General features: G+C 59.2%; 16 protein-coding genes and 2 pseudogenes. 10 read left to right on the top strand and 8 right to left on the bottom strand.

Translation table 11 applies throughout. The features are described 5' to 3' along the window. Positions 1-134: 134 nt before the first annotated feature. A pseudogene (locus tag TU82_RS13800) lies at positions 135-791 on the bottom strand (MFS transporter); the annotation flags it as partial. Between the two features lie 184 nt (positions 792-975). Next, positions 976-1,473: pseudogene (locus tag TU82_RS13795) on the bottom strand (transporter substrate-binding domain-containing protein); the annotation flags it as partial. Between the two features lie 179 nt (positions 1,474-1,652). On the opposite strand from TU82_RS13795, the gene vapB (TU82_RS27885) reads away from it, so the two are divergent. Then, on the top strand, positions 1,653-1,892 hold the full coding sequence (vapB, locus tag TU82_RS27885; RefSeq protein WP_082632018.1) for a type II toxin-antitoxin system VapB family antitoxin: 240 nt from the start codon (positions 1,653-1,655) through the stop codon (positions 1,890-1,892). Then, entirely contained in the window at positions 1,885-2,289 is a 405-nt protein-coding gene (vapC, locus tag TU82_RS13790; RefSeq protein WP_057723737.1) for a type II toxin-antitoxin system tRNA(fMet)-specific endonuclease VapC, read from the top strand. Before vapB (TU82_RS27885) ends, vapC begins: the two co-directional genes overlap by 8 nt. 108 nt (positions 2,290-2,397) lie before the next feature. Here the strand turns inward: vapC and TU82_RS13785 are convergent, their stop codons facing one another. The 4 genes from TU82_RS13785 to TU82_RS13770 all read right to left on the bottom strand — a co-directional run bounded on the left by TU82_RS13785 (position 2,398) and on the right by TU82_RS13770 (position 6,077). Next, positions 2,398-3,045 carry an HAD-IB family hydrolase gene (locus TU82_RS13785; protein WP_057723736.1) on the bottom strand — a complete coding sequence of 216 codons (648 nt, stop codon included), beginning with the start codon at positions 3,043-3,045 and terminating at the stop codon, positions 2,398-2,400. Positions 3,046-3,117: 72 nt separating this feature from the next. Next, entirely contained in the window at positions 3,118-3,831 is a 714-nt protein-coding gene (locus TU82_RS13780; protein WP_057723735.1) for an HNH endonuclease, read from the bottom strand. A gap of 99 nt (positions 3,832-3,930) precedes the next feature. Beyond that, positions 3,931-4,509: a BRO-N domain-containing protein gene (locus TU82_RS13775; protein WP_057723734.1), complete on the bottom strand. Its 579-nt coding sequence runs from the start codon at positions 4,507-4,509 to the stop codon at positions 3,931-3,933. A gap of 317 nt (positions 4,510-4,826) precedes the next feature. Continuing rightward, positions 4,827-6,077 (bottom strand): ribonucleotide-diphosphate reductase subunit beta, encoded by a 1,251-nt coding sequence (locus TU82_RS13770; RefSeq protein WP_057723733.1) that lies wholly within the window; start codon positions 6,075-6,077, stop codon positions 4,827-4,829. A 498-nt stretch (positions 6,078-6,575) separates the two neighbouring features. On the opposite strand from TU82_RS13770, the gene vapB (TU82_RS29195) reads away from it, so the two are divergent. After that, entirely contained in the window at positions 6,576-6,809 is a 234-nt protein-coding gene (vapB, locus tag TU82_RS29195; protein WP_057724073.1) for a type II toxin-antitoxin system VapB family antitoxin, read from the top strand. A gap of 148 nt (positions 6,810-6,957) precedes the next feature. Here the strand turns inward: vapB (TU82_RS29195) and TU82_RS13760 are convergent, their stop codons facing one another. Then, a complete protein-coding gene (locus tag TU82_RS13760; RefSeq protein ID WP_057723732.1) occupies positions 6,958-7,227 on the bottom strand; it encodes a DUF2790 domain-containing protein in 270 nt (89 codons plus the stop codon). 399 nt (positions 7,228-7,626) lie between these two features. On the opposite strand from TU82_RS13760, the gene acs reads away from it, so the two are divergent. The 7 genes from acs (at position 7,627) to TU82_RS13725 (ending at position 15,572) form a co-directional block, all read left to right on the top strand. Then, positions 7,627-9,582, top strand: a complete 1,956-nt coding sequence (acs, locus tag TU82_RS13755; RefSeq protein WP_057723731.1) for an acetate--CoA ligase — start codon at positions 7,627-7,629, stop codon at positions 9,580-9,582. A gap of 695 nt (positions 9,583-10,277) precedes the next feature. Further along, a complete protein-coding gene (locus TU82_RS13750) occupies positions 10,278-11,063 on the top strand; it encodes an ABC transporter substrate-binding protein (RefSeq protein ID WP_057723730.1) in 786 nt (261 codons plus the stop codon). A 92-nt stretch (positions 11,064-11,155) separates the two neighbouring features. Then, positions 11,156-11,845 carry an ABC transporter permease gene (locus tag TU82_RS13745; protein ID WP_057723729.1) on the top strand — a complete coding sequence of 230 codons (690 nt, stop codon included), beginning with the start codon at positions 11,156-11,158 and terminating at the stop codon, positions 11,843-11,845. Continuing rightward, entirely contained in the window at positions 11,842-12,540 is a 699-nt protein-coding gene (locus tag TU82_RS13740; RefSeq protein WP_057723728.1) for an ABC transporter permease, read from the top strand. Before TU82_RS13745 ends, TU82_RS13740 begins: the two co-directional genes overlap by 4 nt. A gap of 1 nt (position 12,541) precedes the next feature. Continuing rightward, positions 12,542-13,654: a succinylglutamate desuccinylase/aspartoacylase family protein gene (locus tag TU82_RS13735; protein WP_057723727.1), complete on the top strand. Its 1,113-nt coding sequence runs from the start codon at positions 12,542-12,544 to the stop codon at positions 13,652-13,654. Between the two features lie 27 nt (positions 13,655-13,681). After that, positions 13,682-14,446: an ABC transporter ATP-binding protein gene (locus tag TU82_RS13730; protein WP_057723726.1), complete on the top strand. Its 765-nt coding sequence runs from the start codon at positions 13,682-13,684 to the stop codon at positions 14,444-14,446. A gap of 145 nt (positions 14,447-14,591) precedes the next feature. After that, positions 14,592-15,572, top strand: a complete 981-nt coding sequence (locus tag TU82_RS13725) for a GlxA family transcriptional regulator (RefSeq protein WP_057723725.1) — start codon at positions 14,592-14,594, stop codon at positions 15,570-15,572. A 10-nt stretch (positions 15,573-15,582) separates the two neighbouring features. Here the strand turns inward: TU82_RS13725 and TU82_RS13720 are convergent, their stop codons facing one another. Next, positions 15,583-20,631, bottom strand: coding sequence for a leucine-rich repeat domain-containing protein (locus TU82_RS13720; protein WP_057723724.1), 5,049 nt, complete (start codon positions 20,629-20,631; stop codon positions 15,583-15,585). Between the last annotated feature and the right edge of the window lie 179 nt (positions 20,632-20,810).

Genomic DNA, 20,810 nt, shown 5'->3' with positions numbered 1-20,810 from the left:
AGGTTTGGCTATTAATAGCGAGAACCTGCGCAAATATCAGCAAGAACTTGCAACCCGTCGCCCACTCAGGAAACACAGGGTTCCGCCGGCTGCGGTCAATGCCGCCAGGGCATAAAACATGCTGGCCGGCGTCGCATGGTGCTCAACAAACTGCCGCTGGTGAACAGGACCAATGTGCGGTCGCTGCGCAAGGTCTGCAGGGTGCTCAGAAAACTTTGCGGTTTATGCCTGGTATCCCGTGCGGTCGGGGCAATGCCAACCATCAGGAACAGGCTGCCGAAAGCAATGGCACTGGCGATCAAAAACGGCGCCCAAGGCAGTTGGCCGGCGATCACCACGCCGACCATGGGGCCGGTGGCATAGCCGACGTTGGTCAGGGTGTAGCGCAGGGAAAACACTTTGGCGCGATCGCCCACCGCCAGGTTTTCGCTGATGATCGCCTTGGAACCGATCAGGAACAGCGCCGACGCGGCTTCGGTGATCACCAGGGTCAGGGTGGTGAGGTAGAGGTTGCTGGCGAACGTCAGCAACAGAAAACCGATGGCGCTGGAAAGCATGGCCAGGATCAGCAGCTTGCGCTTTTCCAGGCGGTCGATGATGTAGCCGCCGTACAAGCCGAGCAACGTGGCGATAAACACGGCAACGCCCATCAGCAAGCCGATGTCCTGCTGGTTGAGGCCCAGGCGGGTGCTCAGCCAGAGGGCCAGCAGTGGGCTGGTCATGGACCGGCTGACCACGATGGTCACCGAGCAGATCAACAGGCGGCGAATTACCAGGGAGTAGGTGGCCACGGTGGGGGAGAGCATCCTTGTTATTCCAGGGCCGCACAGATCGCAGGTGGGCACAGATTAAATGTGAACTCAGATCCAATGTGGGAGGGGGCTTGCCCCCGATGAGGGCGTGTCATTAAAAGGATGTATGGCTGACCCACCGCAATCGGGAGCAAGCCCCCTCCCACATTTTCAGACCTTGTATCTACTGGCCGGCATTGATGCTGATCTTCTCGACCGCACCCTGCTCCAGATCCCACTTTTTCAAAATCTTGCCGTACGTCCCATCATCAATCATGCCCTGCAACGCGTCACTGATCGCGGTGACCAACTCGGTATTGCTCTTCTCGATCCCAAGCCCGGTGAACTGCCTGGAAATCGCCAACCCCACCGGCTTGTATTTACCTTTATCCAACGACATCAAATAAGGAATCGTCTCGCTGCCCTGCATCGCCGCATCCAGCCGGTTCTGCTGCAACTGCGCCCGCGCGTCCGCCGAGCCTTCGGTGCCGATCACCACGATCGCCGGCTTACCCGCCGCTTCGCAGTATTCCTTGCTCCACGCGGTAATCTCCGACGGCCAGGTGGTACGGCGGCTGGTGCCGACTTTTTTACCGCACAGGTCGGTCAATTCCTTGATCTCCTCACGCTTGGCCAGGGTGTACAACTGCGGGCCGCTGGTGAAGTAGTCGACAAAGGTCACCGGTTAGCGTTTTCATCGAAAAAAGTGGATTTGTTAACGAATTTGAGTGCGCATTAGCGTTTTCGTGACAGCAGGCCAAGGGAAGGCATTGGTCGGGCGGTTGCCATAGAGCTATGCAGTAGAGCATCCTCAAGCTATCCTTTCTTCTCAGTTTATCCATACCCAGAGAGGTGATCTCTATGTCTTCTGGAACGATCTTTACAAACAATCGCACGCAAAATATTCGCATCCCTGCCGACATGCGCTTTCCGGCAGGGGTGAAAAATGTAGAAGTCCGCGCTGTGGGGCGAGAACTGGTCATTTCGCCGGTTGAAAATACTTGGGACAGTTTTTTCCTTGCGGGTGAATCGGTATCTGATGATTTTATGGAAGAACGCGCCGATCAATCCCAGCAGGAACGAGAGCCCTTTGATGATTAAGTACATGCTTGATACAAACATCGTGATTTACGTCATCAAGCGGCGGCCTATCGAAATCCTGCATAAATTCAACGCAAACGTAGGGCGAATGGTGATCTCATCAATCACTCTCGCAGAACTGATGCACGGAGCCGAAAAAAGCAAATTTGTAGAAAAGAACACCCGAACCGTGGAGGACTTCATCTCCCGGCTCGAAGTCGTTCACTACGACGATAAAGCCGCATTTCACTATGGCTCCATACGTTCAGATCTGGAAAAGAAGGGGACGCCAATTGGCGTTAATGATCTGCATATCGCCGGTCACGCGAGAAGCTCGGGGTTGGTTCTGGTAACGAACAATGAGGACGAATTCAAGCGCGTTAACGGCTTAATTGTAGAGAACTGGATTTTTGCCTGAAACTAATAGCCTGCTGCGCTACCCAGCCTTACCCCGCTCAAACTGTGGGAGCTCCAGCGAGGCTGCGAAGGGATCGCTGCGATCCACCCGCCAACCCCGCCATTTGCATCACCGCTGCAACCGAGCCCGCCGTTTCTTCTTCGCATGAAAATGCCGAAAATGCGCATCCTGCGCCGCCGCCAGCAACTCCCGATCCCCGCGCGTATCGCCCCAGGCCCTGAGCCGATATTCCCCCAGGTCCCCATACACCGCCTCAAGCCGCAGCACCTTGTTCTCACAGCGGCAATTATTCCCGGTGAGCTTGCCGGTCAGCACCCCGTCCACCACCTCAAGCTCAGTCCCGATCAAGCGGATCCCCAGCCGATCGGCAAACGGCTGCAACACCAACGCCGGCGACGCCGAACACAGCGTCACCACCGCCCCCGAGCCCAACTCCTGCTCCACCGACAACACCCCCGCCGGGCGCATCAACCGCGCCCAATTGCGCTGGCAATACTCCTCGGCCTTCTGCTGCACCCACGCCTTTTCCACCCCGGTCATAAAGGTGCGGATCAACTGCGCCTTCAACTCATCCCGGCTGATCTGCCGCACCAAAAAACGCAGCCCCGGCACCGCCAGCTTGACCATCCGGCCATAGAACTCGCCGGTGCCAAAGGCAAACTTAAGGAAGGGCACGAAACTATCGTGGTGGGTGAGGGTGCCGTCGAAGTCAAAGACGGAAAGTACTTTGGCGTCAACGGGGCCGGCTTCGAGCATGTCTGGGTTCACGGGTTGGCCTCAGTCCTATCTAGTATTTTTTGAATATGCATCAGGTGTGACAGCGGGAGTCTACTCCCGTGCCAATCTTCCGATCTTGGCGTAAAGCCCTTCGGTGAAAGCCTCCCGATCACTCGACCGGTGACAACGCTGATGGCAATTGGGGCACAAGGCTACAGCATTGCTGATGCGATCCGAACCCTTCTGGGCCAGGTGCTTGACGTGATGTACTTCAAGAAATGGCAAACCGTCGACCTTGAACGGCGCGTTTGAACCGCAGCCTTCGCAGATGCCGTTGGCTTCTTTCAGCACCCAGGCGCGTACTTTTGGGTCGCGAACGAAGGCTGTGCTGGCGGTGAATACTTTCTGCGGTTGGACAATGCCGTCCGGTCTTTTTAGGGAGGATTGTTGCTGCAGCTTGGACGCGCGGCGGATGAGCGTTTGCTCGTCTGCTGTTTGGGCCGCGTCCTCGGATTCGAACACACCCTGCGCGGCGAGCGCTTGGCGGATGCGTTGTTCTACGCCTGTGCCCACGTTCTTCGCAGGCTTATAGCCTTCGATGCGGTCCAGGCCCATACGGTCTAGCACGGTAGAGATGTTTTGCATGCGGAACTCGATGGAACCCTTTGCCCGGCCCGCCACCGGGCCTTCGCGTAAAAGTCGGTTTTCGAGAGCTTTGTTGAAAGGCTGACCGCTCTGTTCCCAGGCCAGCATCTTTAGGTAAGTCTCGACTGCCGCTGTCAGTTCCGCGTCGCTCCAGTCCGTTTTGTCTTTCGTAATATCCATGCAGCCGCCGAGGGTAGAAAACCCTCGGACGATACTGAGTAGCCATTATGGCGTCTACGAAATTTCCTACTTGTCCGTAGGAATCGCCGGGTGAATACGTCAGTAGACTCGCTGACTGATTCGGAACGATTGTATGAGCTTGCGCCACCACGGCGTGTTCTCGGGCTTTTTCCGGTAGGTTCTATTCACCAGCAAATACGGCATGTCTCGAAGGCGAATCCAGCCCTCATCCTGCCAATGCAACAGGTTCAACGACATCCCGGGCCAATCCAGCATACTCAATAAGGGGCGCTCCATCGTTTGTGCCTGGCGATCGTCTCGCAACGTCGGAACGACTTCGTGAGTCAGCCAGCTACGTAATAAGCGGTTTCCCGGTATGTAGTGATAGACCAGCAATGCATAGGCGCCGGATTCACTGATCATTAACATTTCTTCCGGCTGACCGTGGAATAACAGGTTTACGATTCTTTTTTGATCTTCATCAAGCTTACGAGTCGTTCGCTCATCCAAGCGCCATCCCATCAAACGACCAAGATCGCGAGCGCAGAACCAAGGTTGGTTTTCCAGAAGAAGAGTATGTAAATGGAGACTGTGACGAGTGAAAACAATGGCGATAAACGGTTCAGCCGCGACTATGTCTTTGGCGAGCGGTAGTTTGGATTGATGTTGATTGGACATTCCCTATGACCTCTACGTGGTTTCTCGAGGGCCAGAACCCAGCGTAGAGAATGGGGTTTTAAGAAACTCCAACCGAACAAACCTCATTGCAGCGTGAACTCCGCATGACTGACATCAAGCGGGATTTTTGCTGTGTGAGTTAGGCTTGCTTCTACGTTGGGCGTTTCTTAGGCACCGGCGGATGAGCCTAGGCAACATCGACATTCGCATCAACCCTTCCATAGATGATCGTCTTGTAGGAGGGGTCCTATTCAAGTCGGCTTGCATAAAAAAGCCCTGAACAAGTCAGGGCTCTTGAGTATTACTTGGCTTGGGAATCAATCCCAGCTCAGCGCACCGCCAGTCTGGTACTCAATCACACGGGTTTCGAAGAAATTCTTCTCTTTCTTCAAATCCATAATCTCGCTCATCCACGGGAACGGGTTAGTCGTCCCTGGATACTCTTCCTTCAACCCAATCTGCGACAGACGACGGTTAGCAATAAACTTGAGGTAATCCTCCATCATCGCCGCGTTCATGCCCAACACCCCACGCGGCATGGTATCCCGCGCATATTCAATCTCCAGTTGCGTCCCCTGCAGAATCATCTGGGTCGCTTCTTCCTTCATCCCGGCATCCCACAAGTGCGGGTTTTCGATTTTGATCTGGTTGATCACATCGATCCCGAAGTTCAGGTGCATCGACTCATCGCGCAGGATGTACTGGAACTGTTCGGCCACGCCGGTCATTTTGTTGCGGCGGCCCATGGACAGGATCTGGGTGAAGCCGCAGTAGAAGAAGATGCCTTCCAGTACGCAATAGTAGGCGACCAGGTTACGCAGCAACTCTTTGTCGGTGTCGACGGTGCCGGTTTCGAACTTCGGATCGGAGATCGAGCGGGTGTACTTCAGGCCCCAGGCGGCTTTTTTGGCGACCGATGGGATCTCGTGGTACATGTTGAAGATCTCGCCTTCATCCATGGCCAACGATTCGATGCAGTACTGGTAGGCGTGGGTGTGGATCGCTTCTTCGAAGGCCTGGCGCAGGATGTACTGGCGGCACTCCGGGTTGGTGATCAGGCGGTACACGGCCAGCACCAGGTTGTTCGCGACCAGAGAGTCGGCGGTGGAGAAGAAGCCGAGGTTGCGCATGACGATGCGGCGTTCGTCGTCGGTCAGGCCTTCGGGGTTTTTCCACAGGGCGATGTCGGCGGTCATGTTGACCTCCTGCGGCATCCAGTGGTTGGCGCAGCCGTCGAGGTATTTCTGCCAGGCCCAGTCGTACTTGAAGGGTACGAGTTGGTTGAGGTCGGCGCGGCAGTTGATCATGCGCTTTTCATCAACTGCGACGCGGGCGGAGGCGCCTTCGAGTTCGGCGAGGCCTTCGGCGACGTCGAGTTTGTCCAGCTCGGCCTTGGCGCGCGCGATGGCGGCGGAGTCATTGGCGGTGACGGCGCGGGCTTCGATGGCGGCGGCGGCGCCGGCTCCGTCGAGGCGGTCCATGTTGGCTTCGGTGGCGTGGCCGGCGTTGGCGCCTTTGGCGGCTACTTCGCCTTCTTCTTCTTTGTCGAATTCGTCCCAGCTCAGCATGACGTGTCGTCTCCTGCGTGAGGGCTCAAGGTGCCCGTGTGAAACCGGATGGTTGGGTGTTCACACGGCCCGAGGGCCGCGGTGGATCTTAAGGAATCGTTTGTTGCAGCAGCTCGCGCAGGCAAATAAACGTAATGGGGTAACGGGTACTGCATGAGGCTTGAGGGGCGGAGCGGGCGGTGCAGGCTCCGGCGGTGGCCTCAGGTCTGGCTCTTCGTCCCTGTGTAAAGGGATATTGCAGGCCCGATTTACCCGGGCATTATAGGGAAAAATTCGGGTTTGTGTTGTGGCGGATTGTCCCGGTGGGCTGACAAAAAGGCGGATATTTAGGCCAGAGTGAGGGATTACGGGGGGTTGGTGGGTAGGAAGTTTTTGACGGGAGGTGTCGGTATTTACCGAGGTGGGAAGAGGTGATCAGGTTGTGGGCATTTGCGTTGCTCTGCCACGAGGTGCTCCCTTAAATTGCAAGAGTCAGCTACGTTGGAGAGGCAACTTTTTATGCGCACTGTTTCGATCATTGAGAATGGAGAGGGTCAGACGATCCATTTGCCAGCGGAGATGGCTTACGACGGGGTGGATGAGCTGGAAATTCTCAGGGAGGGGGACACAATTGTCCTGCGGCCAGTCAGGCCCAGTTGGCTGTCGCTGGTCGATTTGCCCAGGATGGATGAGGATTTCTTGCAAGAGCGGGAAGATGTCATTGAGTGTGTGAGGCCCGATTCGGGCGCTTAGAGGGGATTGCAGTGGTGCCGCATCTATTGTCTTCGCGAGCAAGCCCGCTCCCACATTTGATGTGTGGCGCATCCGAAACAGGTTCTTGGCCGCAAGAACGATTTCCTGCGGCGACCAAGATCCGGGTTGAAACTAAATAACCAAGTTATTACCCGTTAGAGCAACCATTGCCCATCACATGATAATTAAGAATATGACGCTGACCTTGCGAGTCTTCATATTCCATCTTCACCGGTACAACTTCACACACTTGCGGAATATCACTCATGGACACTACTTTGGCGACGTCCAGGTGGGTGCTGTAGGTGTAGTCCTCGACAATCGGCGCGTTGCGGCCGGCCAGCTCGGTCGGGGCCTCGTCGGCCAGGGCGGCGGTGGCGCACAGGCTGCTGAGGGCCAAAACTACTAAAGCTTTCATTTCTCTATTTACCTTCTTCAGGGCGAAAGGGGTCACGGGGCCCTTGTGAGGCCACGTGTGTAACTTGAGAGTTGGGAAGTTCGGATTAACGTTGCCTTCGTGGGGGCTGTTACGGTGTTAATCACGGTGCCTTGGTTGGCGGAGTTGATTCTAGGCGCCCGGGTTATATTCATATACCCGTGGTTTTGATAAACACTTTTGACGGTTTTTGTAACAATCGGCCGATTAAGGTTTTTTCACCTGCTCGCAAAGCGCCATGGCCTGCGGGCCAGAGCGGCCTACAGGCAAGGCAGGGTAATTTGTAGGGCCTTGTTACTACCATCGTCGAATGGTTCTATAGGCCTACCCCGGCTACAACGGGGCCATACAACAACAACTATTGTCACCGAGGTAAGAAAGATGAGTGCGGCTTCCCTGTACCCCGTTCGCCCCGAAGTAGCAGCCAACACGCTGACCGACGAGGCGACCTACAAGGCGATGTACCAGCAGTCGGTGGTCAACCCCGATGGTTTCTGGCGCGAGCAAGCCAAGCGTCTCGACTGGATCAAGCCTTTCACCACGGTGAAGCAGACCTCGTTCGACGATCACCATGTCGACATCAAGTGGTTCGCCGATGGCACCCTGAACGTTTCCTACAATTGCCTGGACCGTCACCTCGCCGAGCGCGGCGACCAGATCGCGATCATCTGGGAGGGCGATGACCCTGCCGAGAGCCGCAACATCACCTACCGCGAGCTGCATGAACAAGTCTGCAAGTTCGCCAACGCCCTGCGTGGCCAGGATGTGCACCGCGGCGACGTGGTGACTATCTATATGCCGATGATCCCCGAAGCCGTGGTCGCCATGCTGGCGTGTACCCGCATCGGTGCGATTCACTCGGTGGTGTTCGGTGGTTTCTCGCCGGAAGCCCTGGCCGGTCGCATCATCGACTGTAAGTCGAAGGTGGTGATTACCGCTGATGAAGGCATCCGCGCCGGTAAGAAAATTCCGCTGAAAGCTAACGTCGACGACGCACTGACCAACCCGGAAACCAGCAGCATCCAGAAGGTCATCGTGTGCAAGCGCACCAATGGCGCGATCAAGTGGAACCAGCATCGCGACATCTGGTACGAAGACCTGATGAAAGTGGCGGGCACCGTGTGTGCGCCCAAAGAGATGGGCGCCGAAGAAGCGCTGTTCATCCTCTACACCTCCGGTTCCACCGGCAAGCCCAAGGGCGTACAGCACACCACCGGCGGCTACCTGCTGTATGCGGCCCTGACCCATGAGCGCGTGTTCGACTACCGCCCGGGCGAAATCTACTGGTGCACCGCCGACGTCGGCTGGGTCACCGGCCATACGTATATTGTCTATGGCCCGCTGGCGAACGGCGCGACCACCGTGCTGTTCGAGGGCGTGCCGAACTACCCGGATATCACGCGGGTGGCGAAGATCGTCGACAAGCACAAGGTCAATGTCCTCTACACCGCGCCGACCGCGATCCGCGCGATGATGGCGTCGGGCACCGCCGCCTGCGAAGGCGCCGATGGCAGCAGCCTGCGCCTGTTGGGTTCGGTGGGCGAACCGATCAACCCGGAAGCCTGGGATTGGTACTACAAGAACGTCGGCCAATCCCGTTGCCCGATTGTCGATACCTGGTGGCAGACCGAAACCGGCGGCAACATGATGAGCCCGCTGCCGGGCGCCCATGCGCTCAAGCCGGGTTCAGCGGCGCGGCCGTTCTTTGGCGTGGTGCCGGCGTTGGTGGACAACCTGGGCAACCTGATCGAAGGCGCGGCCGAAGGCAACCTGGTGATCCTCGATTCGTGGCCGGGCCAGGCGCGTACGCTGTACGGCGACCACGATCGTTTCGTCGACACCTACTTCAAGACCTTCCGCGGCATGTACTTCACCGGTGACGGCGCGCGGCGTGACGAGGACGGTTACTACTGGATCACCGGGCGCGTGGATGACGTGCTTAACGTGTCCGGCCACCGCATGGGCACCGCCGAGATTGAAAGCGCCATGGTCGCCCACCCGAAAGTCGCCGAAGCGGCGGTGGTGGGTGTACCGCACGACATCAAGGGGCAGGGCATTTATGTCTACGTCACCTTGATCGGCGGCGAAGAGCCCAGCGAGCAGTTGCGCCTGGAGTTGAAGAACTGGGTGCGCAAGGAGATCGGGCCGATTGCTTCACCGGATGTGATCCAGTGGGCGCCGGGCTTGCCGAAGACGCGCTCGGGGAAAATCATGCGGCGGATTCTGCGCAAGATCGCCACGGCCGAGTATGACGGTTTGGGGGATATCTCCACCCTGGCCGATCCGGGGGTGGTGGCGCAGTTGATTGAGACGCACAAGACCATGAATGCCGCGTAAAGCGGGGTAGGTGGGACAGAGCCCCATTCGGCACAGGCCGGGTGGGGCTTTTTTATGGGATTTTGCACACAGTGAAGATCCCTTGTGGGAGGGGGCTTGCCCCCGATGGCAGTGGGTCAGTGGGGTATGTATCAGATGACACACCGCTATCGGGGGCAAGCCCCCTCCCACATTTGAATGTGTTTCATGGCGAGCGTTGGTGGCGGTCCGACAGACCGGCACGTAAGCCAAGCCAATAAATATCGGTTTGCGCAGTAGGACGTTTCTGAATGTTACCGGTCGGTGCAAATGTGTAACCCCTCGCCCAAGCCTGAGGCGATCTGCCACGCCTAGGTCGCGAAAAATCGCGTTTCAGCACCTCTGAAAAATAAGATTAAACGCCACACTTGCCGTCCCAGAAGGGTTTGCGAATAATAGGCCCGCAATTTGCAGCATCAGCTGGTTTAATATCTTTTGCCTCTGCATAAAATCCATTGGCTGTCAATGTGCTGGAACCGCTTTCTCGGTGCTTCTGTAAATTGTTGTCGCATTGAGGAAATATCGGCTTCCAGCCTGTCGTTAGAATGCCGATCACTCGCTCGTCGTCGCTGGCACTCTCTGGCGCAGGACGCTGCAACGCTATTCGGTTTCACCTTCGCCGCATCGTGGGCCATGGCTCATACTGCTGTTTTGCCCTATACCGATGGAGTCCCAAGATGAAGAAACTCGTGCTGTTGGGCGCCCTGGCGCTGTCCGTGCTGTCCATGCAGGCTTTCGCCGAAGGCAAGCCACTGAAGATTGGTATCGAAGCGGCTTACCCTCCGTTTGCCTCGAAGGCGCCGGATGGCAGCATCGTCGGTTTTGACTACGACATCGGCAACGCCCTGTGCAAGCAGATGGACGTGAAGTGCACCTGGGTCGAGCAGGAATTCGATGGCCTGATCCCCGCGCTGAAAGTGCGCAAAATCGACGCGATCCTGTCGTCCATGTCCATCACTGAAGACCGCAAGAAGTCCGTCGACTTCACCAACCGCTACTACCTGACCCCGGCGCGCCTGGTGTTGAAGGAAGGCACCACGGTCAGCGACAGCCTGGATGAACTCAAGGGCAAGAAGATCGGTGTGCAGCGCGGTTCGATCCATGACCGTTTCGCCAAGGAAGTCCTGGCTCCCAAAGGCGCCACCGTTGTGCCTTACAGCTCGCAGAACGAAATCTACCTGGATGTGGAAGCCGGTCGCCTCGACGGCACCGTGGCTGACGCCACCCTGTTGCAGGAAGGTTTCCTCGACACCCCCGCTGGCAAAGGCTACGCGTTCACCGGCCCATCCTTCACCGACGTCAAATACTTCGGCGACGGCGTAGGCATCGCGGTACGCAAGGGCGACAAGGAAAACCTGGAGCGCATCAACGCGGCTATCGCGGCGATCCGTGCCAACGGCGAGTACAAGAAAATCCAGGACAAGTACTTCAACTTCGACATTTACGGGCCTGAAGCCCAGTAAACCGTCGCAGCTGTCTGTCCGAAATGGCGCAAGCAACAGAACACTCTGAAGTTTGCGCCATTTTTTCATCCCCCTTTTCGAGGACCTGAATCATGTTGAAAGGCTACGGGGCCGTTATCCTCGATGGCGCATGGTTGACGCTTCAGCTCGCCTTGTCGTCCATGGCCTTGGCCATTGTTCTGGGTCTGATCGGGGTCGCGTTGCGCCTGTCGCCGGTGCGCTGGTTGGCCTGGCTGGGTGACCTGTACTCCACGGTGATCCGCGGGATCCCCGACCTGGTGCTGATCCTGCTGATTTTCTACGGCGGCCAGGACCTGCTCAACCGCGTCGCGCCGATGCTTGGCTACGACGACTATATTGACTTGAACCCCTTGGCCGCCGGTATCGGCACCCTGGGTTTCATCTTTGGCGCCTACCTGTCGGAAACCTTCCGCGGCGCCTTCATGGCCATTCCCAAGGGCCAGGCCGAAGCCGGCCTGGCGTATGGCATGAGCGGTTTCCAGGTGTTTTTCAGGGTGATGGTGCCGCAGATGATCCGGCTGGCGATCCCCGGTTTCACCAACAACTGGCTGGTCCTCACCAAGGCCACCGCGCTTATTTCGGTGGTGGGCCTGCAAGACATGATGTTCAAGGCCAAGCAGGCGGCCGACGCCACCCGCGAGCCTTTTACCTTCTTCCTCGCAGTGGCGGCGATGTACCTGGTGATCACCAGCGTGTCGTTGCTTGCGCTGCGCTACCTCGAGAAGCGCTACTCGGTAGGCGTAAGGGCGGCTGATCTATGATCTTCGACTACAACGTCATCTGGGAGGCCATGCCGCTGTACCTCGGCGGCTTGCTGACCACCCTGAAACTGCTCGCCATCTCGTTGTTCTTCGGCCTGCTCGCCGCCTTGCCCCTGGGCTTGATGCGCGTGTCCAAGCAGCCGATCGTCAACGGCGCGGCCTGGCTGTACACCTATGTGATTCGCGGCACGCCGATGCTGGTGCAGCTGTTCCTGATCTACTACGGCCTGGCCCAGTTCGAAAGCATCCGCGAAAGCGTCATGTGGCCGCTGCTGTCCAGCGCCACGTTCTGCGCGTGCCTGGCGTTTGCGATCAACACCAGCGCCTATACCGCCGAGATCATCGCCGGCAGCCTCAAGGCCACGCCCAACGGCGAGATCGAAGCGGCCAAGGCCATGGGCATGTCGCGCTACAAGCTGTACCGCCGCATTCTGCTGCCGTCGGCCCTGCGCCGCGCGCTGCCGCAGTACAGCAATGAAGTGATCATGATGCTGCAGACCACCAGCCTGGCCTCCATCGTCACTTTGATCGACATCACCGGTGCCGCGCGCACGGTGAACGCCCAGTACTACCTGCCTTTCGAGGCCTATATCACCGCCGGCGTGTTCTACCTGTGCCTGACGTTCATCCTGGTGCGAATGTTCAAGTTGGCCGAGCGCCGCTGGCTGAGCTACCTGGCTCCACGGAAGCATTGATATGGAACGTATCGATCACCTGTTGCCCTGGGGTCACCTGGGCTGTGAGCGCCAACTGAGCGTGTTTCGTTTTGGCAGTGGCGAGCGCAAGGCGTATATCCAGGCCAGCCTGCACGCCGATGAATTGCCGGGCATGCGCGCCGCCTGGGAGCTGAAAAAGCGTCTCACCGAACTGGAAGCGCAAGGCGCCCTCAATGGCGTGATCGAGCTGGTGCCGGTGGCCAACCCGATGGGCCTGGGCCAGTTGCTGCAAGGCAGTCATCAGGGCCGTTTCGAGGTGGGCAGCGGCAAAAATTTCAACCGTGATTTCGTCGAGTTGAGCGAGCCGGTGGCCGAGCGGCTGCGCGGTAAGCTGGGCGATGACCCGCACGCCAATATGCGCATGATCCGCCAGGCCATGAGCGATGTGCTCAGCGCCATGCCCGAGCCGGGCAGCCAATTGCAAGGCATGCAGCGCATTCTGCTCAGCCATGCCTGCACGGCCGATGTCGTCCTTGACCTGCATTGCGATGCCGAGGCCGCGCTGCACATGTATGCGCTGCCCCAGCACTGGCCGCAGTGGCGCTCGCTGTCGGCGCATTTGGATGTGAAGGTCGGCCTGCTCGCGGAAGACTCCGGTGGCAGTTCGTTTGATGAAGCTTGTTCGTTGCCATGGCTGCGTTTGTCGCGCACGTTCCCCGACGCACAGATCCCGCTGGCCTGCCTGGCGACGACGCTGGAGTTGGGTGGCCAGGCGGATACCGGCCGCGATGAAGCGATCTTCCACGCCGAAGGCATCCTGGCGTTCCTTGCCGAACAAGGCTTGATCAAGGGCCAATGGCCCGCACCGCAACACGAGCCCTGTGAAGGCATGCCCTTCGAAGGCACCGAATTGCTGTTCGCGCCCCACGCCGGGGTGATCAGTTACCTGCGTAAAGCCGGCGACTGGGTTGAAGCCGACGAACCGATCTTTGAAGTGATTGACCCCTTGAGCGACCGCGTCAGCATCATCAGCGCGGGCACCTCGGGGGTGTTGTTTGCCGTTGAACGGCTACGTTATGCCCAAGCGGGTTTCTGGCTGGCCAAGGTGGCGGGGCGCGAAGCGCTGCGTCACGGGCGCTTGCTCAACGACTGACCACCTGTTTTTGTGAGAACCGACCGCATGTACAAGCTTGAAGTCCAAGACCTGCATAAACGCTATGGCAGTCACGAAGTGCTCAAAGGCGTGTCCCTGGCCGCCGCCGCCGGTGATGTGATCAGCATCATCGGCTCCAGCGGCTCGGGCAAAAGTACCTTTTTGCGCTGCATCAACCTGCTCGAGCAGCCCCACGCCGGCAAGATCCTGCTCAATAACGAAGAGCTGAAGCTGGTCGCGAACAAGGACGGCGCCATGAGGGCCGCCGACCCTAAACAACTGCAGCGCATGCGTTCGCGCCTGTCCATGGTGTTCCAGCATTTCAACCTGTGGTCGCACATGACCGCGATTGAAAACGTGATGGAAGCCCCGGTGCATGTGCTGGGCGTGTCGAAAAAAGAAGCCCGTGAAAAGGCCGAGCACTACCTGGCCAAGGTCGGCGTGGGCCATCGCAAGGACGCGTTCCCCGGCCACATGTCCGGCGGTGAGCAGCAGCGCGTGGCGATTGCCCGTGCCCTGGCGATGGAGCCCGAGGTGATGCTGTTCGACGAACCGACCTCGGCACTCGACCCGGAACTGGTCGGCGAAGTGCTCAAGGTGATGCAGGACCTGGCCCAGGAAGGCCGCACCATGGTGGTGGTGACCCACGAAATGGGCTTTGCCCGTGAAGTGTCGAACCAGTTGGTGTTTTTGCATAAGGGCATTGTTGAAGAACGGGGCAACCCGAGGGAAGTGCTGGTTAATCCGCAGTCTGTGCGTCTTCAGCAGTTCCTCTCCGGCAGCTTGAAATAGTCCTTTGCTGTTGGAGCTGCTTTATATGGGAGGGGGCAAGCCCCCTCCCACATTTGATCGCCATTGTTTTTGAGATTTGTGTTGGTTTACCGGCTAGCATTGGCCTTTGTCTTCATTACCGTTCTTCGCTTCGGATAGCTCCCACATGACCGCCCATAAAATTGGTTTCCTGATTTGGCCCAGCACAAAAGCACTCACGCTTGCGCTGGCTGAGGAGGCCTTGCGCGTTGCTCAGCGGGTGCATCCGGAGGTGGTCTACGAACTGTCGTTTCTGCAGGCCGAGCCGCAAACCGAGGGGGCCTGGCAATTGCCCGGCGAGCCGTGGGCCGGCAAGCTGGAAGGTTTCCAGAAGCTGTTCCTGCTGGCGGACGAACCGCCGACTGTCATCGCCTCCCAACTGAGTTCCGCCCTCAAGCAGCTTGTGCGCGCAGGCTGCGTGATCGGCGGCTTGTCGGCCGGTGTGTATCCATTGGCCCAGCTCGGCCTGCTCGACGGCTATCGCGCCGCCGTGCACTGGCGTTGGCAGGACGATTTCGCCGAGCGTTTCCCCAAGGTCATCGCCACCAGTCATCTGTTCGATTGGGACCGTGATCGCCTGACCGCCTGCGGCGGCATGTCGGTGCTCGATCTGCTGCTGGCGGTGTTGGCGCGCGATCATGGCGCCGAACTGGCCGGGGCGGTTTCCGAAGAACTGGTGGTGGAGCGCATCCGCGAAGGCGGCGAGCGCCAGCGCATCCCGTTGCAAAACCGCCTGGGTTCCAGCCATCCGAAGCTGACCCAGGCTGTTCTGTTGATGGAAGCCAATATCGAAGAACCGCTGACCACCGACGAAATCGCCCAGCACGTGTGCGTGTCGCGACGACAACTGGAGCGCATTTTCAAGCAATACCTCAACCGAGTTCCCAGTCAGTACTACCTGGAACTGCGCCTGAACAAGGCGCGCCAGATGTTGATGCAAACCAGCAAGTCGATCATCCAGATCGGCTTGTCGTGCGGCTTCTCCTCGGGCCCGCACTTCTCCAGCGCCTACCGTAATTTCTTCGGCGCCACCCCGCGAGAAGACCGCAACCAGCGGCGCAGCAGCAGCCCGTTCGAGTTGTCGTCGGTGCCTTCCGAACGCGGTTGAGCGCGCCGCTTCATTCATCCACCTCCGCTTCCGAGGAGACGCTTTCGGAGTCAGGGTCGATACCTGGTGGCGGGGCCTGGCGAGCTTCGGGCACGCCGAAGCTGACGGCCGTGCGCTGGTAATAACGGCGCAGCATGGCGACTGCCGCTGGCGACAACGGGTTGTCGCTCAGATCGAAACCGTCGGCCTGATCGGCGTCCAATTCAAGAATATCGGTGGGTAACTCGGTGATCTGATTATCGCTCAGGTTCAGTTGTTCGAGGGCTGACAGGTTGAACGTCCCACGGGGCACGGTCGTCAGGCCGGCGTTCTCGACCATCAAGGCGGTCAATCCGCGCATGTTGCTGACATCGGGGGCGATGCCCAGAGGATTGTCGCTCAAATCCAGATATTCCAGGTTATGCAGGTCGCTCAAGGCGTCGGCGCTTGCTGTGGTCAAGCGGATCTGGCTTCGCGTCAGGCTCAGTGACTTGAGCTTGGGCAGCTTGAGCACCGCGCCAGGGATATCTTTCAAGGCGTAGCGGTGGATCAGCAGGCTTTGCACATTGGGAAAGCGCTCAAGAAAACCCGCTGCAATCGATGTGCTGTCATCGCCTCTGAATTCCAGTTTTGAAACGTGGTTGAAATCCACATTCAATGGCGGCAAGTCGCCCAGCAGGGGCACCGTGCACTCCATTTCGTGCAAGGTTGTCGGCGGCTCCTGATCGGAATCAAGACTGGTTTCCCGGCGCCATGTCCGTTCCAGCAGCGTTTTGAGCTCGCGCCGCAGCAGTTGCTGCTGTGCCTGCACCTGTTCGTCCATAGGCACGTCGGTAAACGGGTAGCGTGCGGGGGTATTGACCACCCATTCCTCGAGGTCAGCTTGCAGGCGTTCGTAATCGGCTTTCAGGCGCACCAGAATCGCCATGGAATCATCCAGCCCGCCCGGCAGGCTGAAGATGAATTGGTTGGCCTCATTGGCGGTGAAGATGGGGTAAAGCGCCTGCGCCAACCGACGCTCGGCAGGGTGCGCGTCTGCGCCGAAGTGATCGCCGGTGTTCTGGCAATAGCTCTTGATGCGTTCCAGCGTGGTACGCGTGAAGGGGTTGTCGGAAAAGTCATAGGCTTTGGCGGCGTCGGCGGGCAGGGCAAACAGCGCTTCGGGCAGCCGGCTTATCTGATTACCGCTGAGGTTGGCGCTCATCAAGCGCGGGCGTTCAAGCAAACTTCTGGGCAGCAGTGAAAGCCCGGTCTGGCTGAGGTCCAGGTTTCTCAGTTCGGCCATCTGTTCAAGGTTGGGCGCCAGCGTCAGTGGGTTGTTGGCGAGGTCCAGGGTGTGCAAGTGGCGCAGGTTGGCCAGGCTGGCGCGGGTTGGGAGCGTCAGGCTGAGCATGCAGTTGCGCAGCGTCAGCGCATCCAAATGCGCGAGCGCGGTGATTTCGCCGGGCAGCGTCCTGAGTGCTATATCGCTGATGTTCAGCGTGCGCAGGTTGGGGAAACCGGCGAGGAAACCGGTCGTTCCGCGAGTGGTGAGGTAACCCCTCAACTCCAGAGCCGTGATGTGCCCGAATGGAGCGTCCAGTTCGGGAAGTTCGCCATAGACCGGTTGGTTGAGCTGCAACAGGCGCCCGCCGGGGTGATGAGGGTCCACAGGCGTTTCATGACGCCAGGCGCGAATCAATTTGCGCGCCCAGAGAAAACGGTTCTGCTGTTCGGCGCAGATCCGCCAGCGTGCGAGGGGAATGTGGGTATCCAGAAAGGTCCTGGGGGTGTTCTGCTGCCAGGTGATCAGTTGGGTGTGCAAGCGTAAAAAGTCATGTTTGAGTTGTTGAAGCGTTTGCAATGGCGTGCCGGGATGGTTGTGCATGGCGAGCAATACGCTCGACACTTCAGCATTACTCAGGCTCGGATACAGGTCGTGCAGCCGTTGCTCCAGCGAGGGGGCACCGCTGCCGCCGGGCACGGGTTGGCTGGCATCGTAGCCTTCCATGCCGCCGGGCAGGCGCATCACGCGCGGGTCGTAGGCCGGTTTGAGCAACGGGGCTTCGGCCAGCAACGCTCCTACCGCTTCCCGCGTTGGCGTGTATTGGCGCAAGGTCTGTCGCAGCAGGGGGCCTTGACCGATGTGAATACCCAATGCATCGCGCTGAGCGTCGGGCAGAGCCTGGAGCACGGCGGTATAGAAGTCGGTTTCGCTGAGCAAGGCGCCTTTGCTGTCTTCAGGGATGTAATCGCCGTCGATGGTACGCACCAGCGTGCGCTGCACGGGTGCTTGGGCGCTGCCGATGACGTCGCGCACTCTGCCGGAGCGGTTGTAATCGCGCACCACCAGCCGCACGTCCGGTGACCAGCCGGGGAGGTTTTCCAGGGCGTGCAGGGCGACGCGGTGGGTGTCGCTGTGTTCCTGCGCGTGCAGATACAGCCCTTCATAGGCCCGGCAGATTCTTATGTGGTGGGCGGCCCAGCGCGCGCGCTGCACCAGATGTTCGGGAACGCTGCCCTGATCGATGTCCAGCAGTTCCTGGCCGGTGGCGCCGAGCAACACTTCTTCGGCAGCGCTGGTGGTCAGGCCGGAGACGGTATCGATGAGCTTTTGCAGGCGAGGGTCATCGGTGATCTCCAGCCCTCGATAACGCGAGTCGAACATCGACGCGCGACTGGCCTGGGCCTGGCGTGCCAGTTGCTTGCGCAGTTTCGCGGCCCGCAGGTGCAGTTGGGTGGTGGGTGGATCAAAGTCTTCCTCAAGCAAGGTCTTGCGTTCGGACTCGTCCAGGGTTTCCAACACGGTCTTGAGCAGGTCACCCCTGTTCATCTGGGCTTCGTGGATCTGTGCCACTGCTGCGTTATCCCGGCCTTTGTGCTCCCAGACGGTCTCACCGTCGGCGTTGAGAAAACGCAGGGTCCTGGACTCCGGCCACACACCGGTCTGGCTCAACAGCCATAGCTGGGTCTGCGGGTCGGCCTTTTGATAGTGCAGGGGATCGTCGCTGTTCATCTGCTCGATGAAGGCCTGCAACTGCTGGTCGATATGCAGGCGCTTGAGGGTGTCGGCCAACATCGGGGGCAGCGGTTGATGGTCCATGTACAGTTTGCGTAAAACACCGTCATCGGTGCCGCTGATCTGGAGGGCGTGTTCGAGGCGGGCGTCATCGAGGGCGTCGGCCGGTGACCCGAGGCGTCGCAACAGGGTTTGATGATCCCACGTCAGGGGGCGCTCCACTTGCGTCACCCAGGCCCCCTTGCCGTTGCCGTACACCCGAGGGCGGTAGGCGTGGGGGCGGCGGGGGTGCAGCAGGCGGGTGCCGCTTGCGTGCTGCTCGACGGCAAAGTGCTGCCCTTCAAGGCGCAGGATCTGTTTGTCTGCATAAGCATGCAGCCCTTCGCGGCTGGGGCGCGACCCGGCGGTCAGTTGGATGTCATGGGCGTAGGCGCCCAGGTCGGGGTGCCACAAGCGCGTCTTGCCGTCAGTGGTGACCGGGGTGAATCGCTCGAAAAATGCCCAGACGTCAGCGGGCAACGCCTCGCGCAGCAAGCCTTCGGCAATCGGTGCGCCGACCGCGAACATGCCCAGTTGCACCATTTGCTCAAGGATCGACATCAGGTGCGCGAACGCCTGGTGCTTGAGCCCTTCGGCCCAGTCGAGGACGCCCTCGAAGACCTCGTCCAGCAGTTGATAGGCGGTGTAGCCGAGCATCAACGCGCCCAGCGGTGGGACGAACGGCGTGGCGATGAAGGCGGCGATCTCGAGAATCGCCTGGCCGATCTTTTGCACGATGTCCCAGCGTTGCCAGCGTGCCTTGCTGTCGGCGTCGGCGGTTGATACGGCGGTGACACGCGCATCGTTGAGCAGTTTGTTGAGCTTGTTTTCGTACAGGTGCTGGTAAAGGTCTGCGCTGATTTTTGTCGCGTAGAACTGCAGGTTGGGTCGGGCCACTGGCGCCTCACGCCATGGCGGGCGAGGATCGCCCTTGCGCGGTTGATGCCAGACAACCTGAGACAGGCGCGCGTTCAGGTCGGCAAAGAAATAGCCGCGGTGCTCCTGATTGACGAAACGGCTGAAAAAGGCCTGGTAGTCGGCATCGCGCAACTTGGCTGTCAGGTCATGCATGAACGCCGCGCCGTCGGGGTAATACTTGAGGGGCGACTGTGGGTCGCCGGGAATGTACGCCACCAGGGGCACGGCGCTCTGGTGCACCTCAAGGTCTGCGGCGAACAGCACAATGCCGGTGAGCGGTGCGCCCATCAGACTTAAATCGTGGTTGAGCAGGATCTTGCCACCGAGGGTCAGGCCGCGGGTGCCCTTGAGTTGGGCTTGAAGCGTGCGCAGCACCGACTCGCTGGCGTCCTTCTTCAGGCGCGCCAGGTGCACGTCGGTTTGCGCCTGGGCCTTGAGGCTGTCGATGACCTTGTCGCGCAGCGTCGCTTTGAGCTTAACGTCGTTGAAGCCGAAACAGGTTTTGAGGTAAGCCTGGTAGTGCCTGCCGATGTCCAGTTCGCGGCACAGGCCGATAAATTGCGCGATGCTGATGGTGTCGCGCAGCAGGGGCAGTGTGTCGAAATGCCCGGCGGCGGACGGTTGGCTGACAAACGAAGACTCGGCGGTGAATGCGCTGTCTTCGCTTTCGTCTGCATCGAAATTGTGCAGCGCCGCTTCGACCAAAGGCACGGTCCACACCTTGAAGCCTCCCGATTCCACCGGGAACAGCGGTATGGTTCGCGCGGTGTACAGGCGCAGGTACGTAGTGGCGACATCCAACTCCAGGCCAAACCGGGTCTTGAGCGCTTGTTGCAGTCGCGGTGTGGCGAACGCTTGCGGCGACTGCAGGCTTTCAAAGACTGTATCGACCTCGTTTTGCGCGGTCCAACTGCGGGCCAGGGCCTGTTTGAGGTCGGCTTGTTGCGGGCGGCCGGCATTGGCCCACCAGTCGTTGAATACCAGTGAGGCGTCTTTCAACGCCTGGCGCCGGGAAGCCGACGCGTTTCCCAGCCATGCCGGAAGGTGGGTGTGAAGCCCTGCGGGCGCCGTGTTCGCGGCGTCCAGCAGCTGCTGAATAATGGCGGTTGAGGTCGTCGTGGGCATGGGGTTGATCCTTCAGCGAGTCGAGTCACCGTCATCACAGCAAGCTTGATGGGCGCGAGGACTGCAGATAGTTAACGCAGTCGCGGAAAAATCAGCCGGCCATGCCCCTGCCTCTCAAGCCACACACCGTTTAAACTGCGCCATTGCGACGCTATTTGTCGCATTGGCGTAAACCCCTG

This window comes from Pseudomonas orientalis, assembly GCF_001439815.1.
In the GTDB taxonomy this organism is placed as follows: domain Bacteria; phylum Pseudomonadota; class Gammaproteobacteria; order Pseudomonadales; family Pseudomonadaceae; genus Aquipseudomonas; species Aquipseudomonas orientalis.
This window is presented reverse-complemented; position numbering and strand designations above follow the sequence as displayed.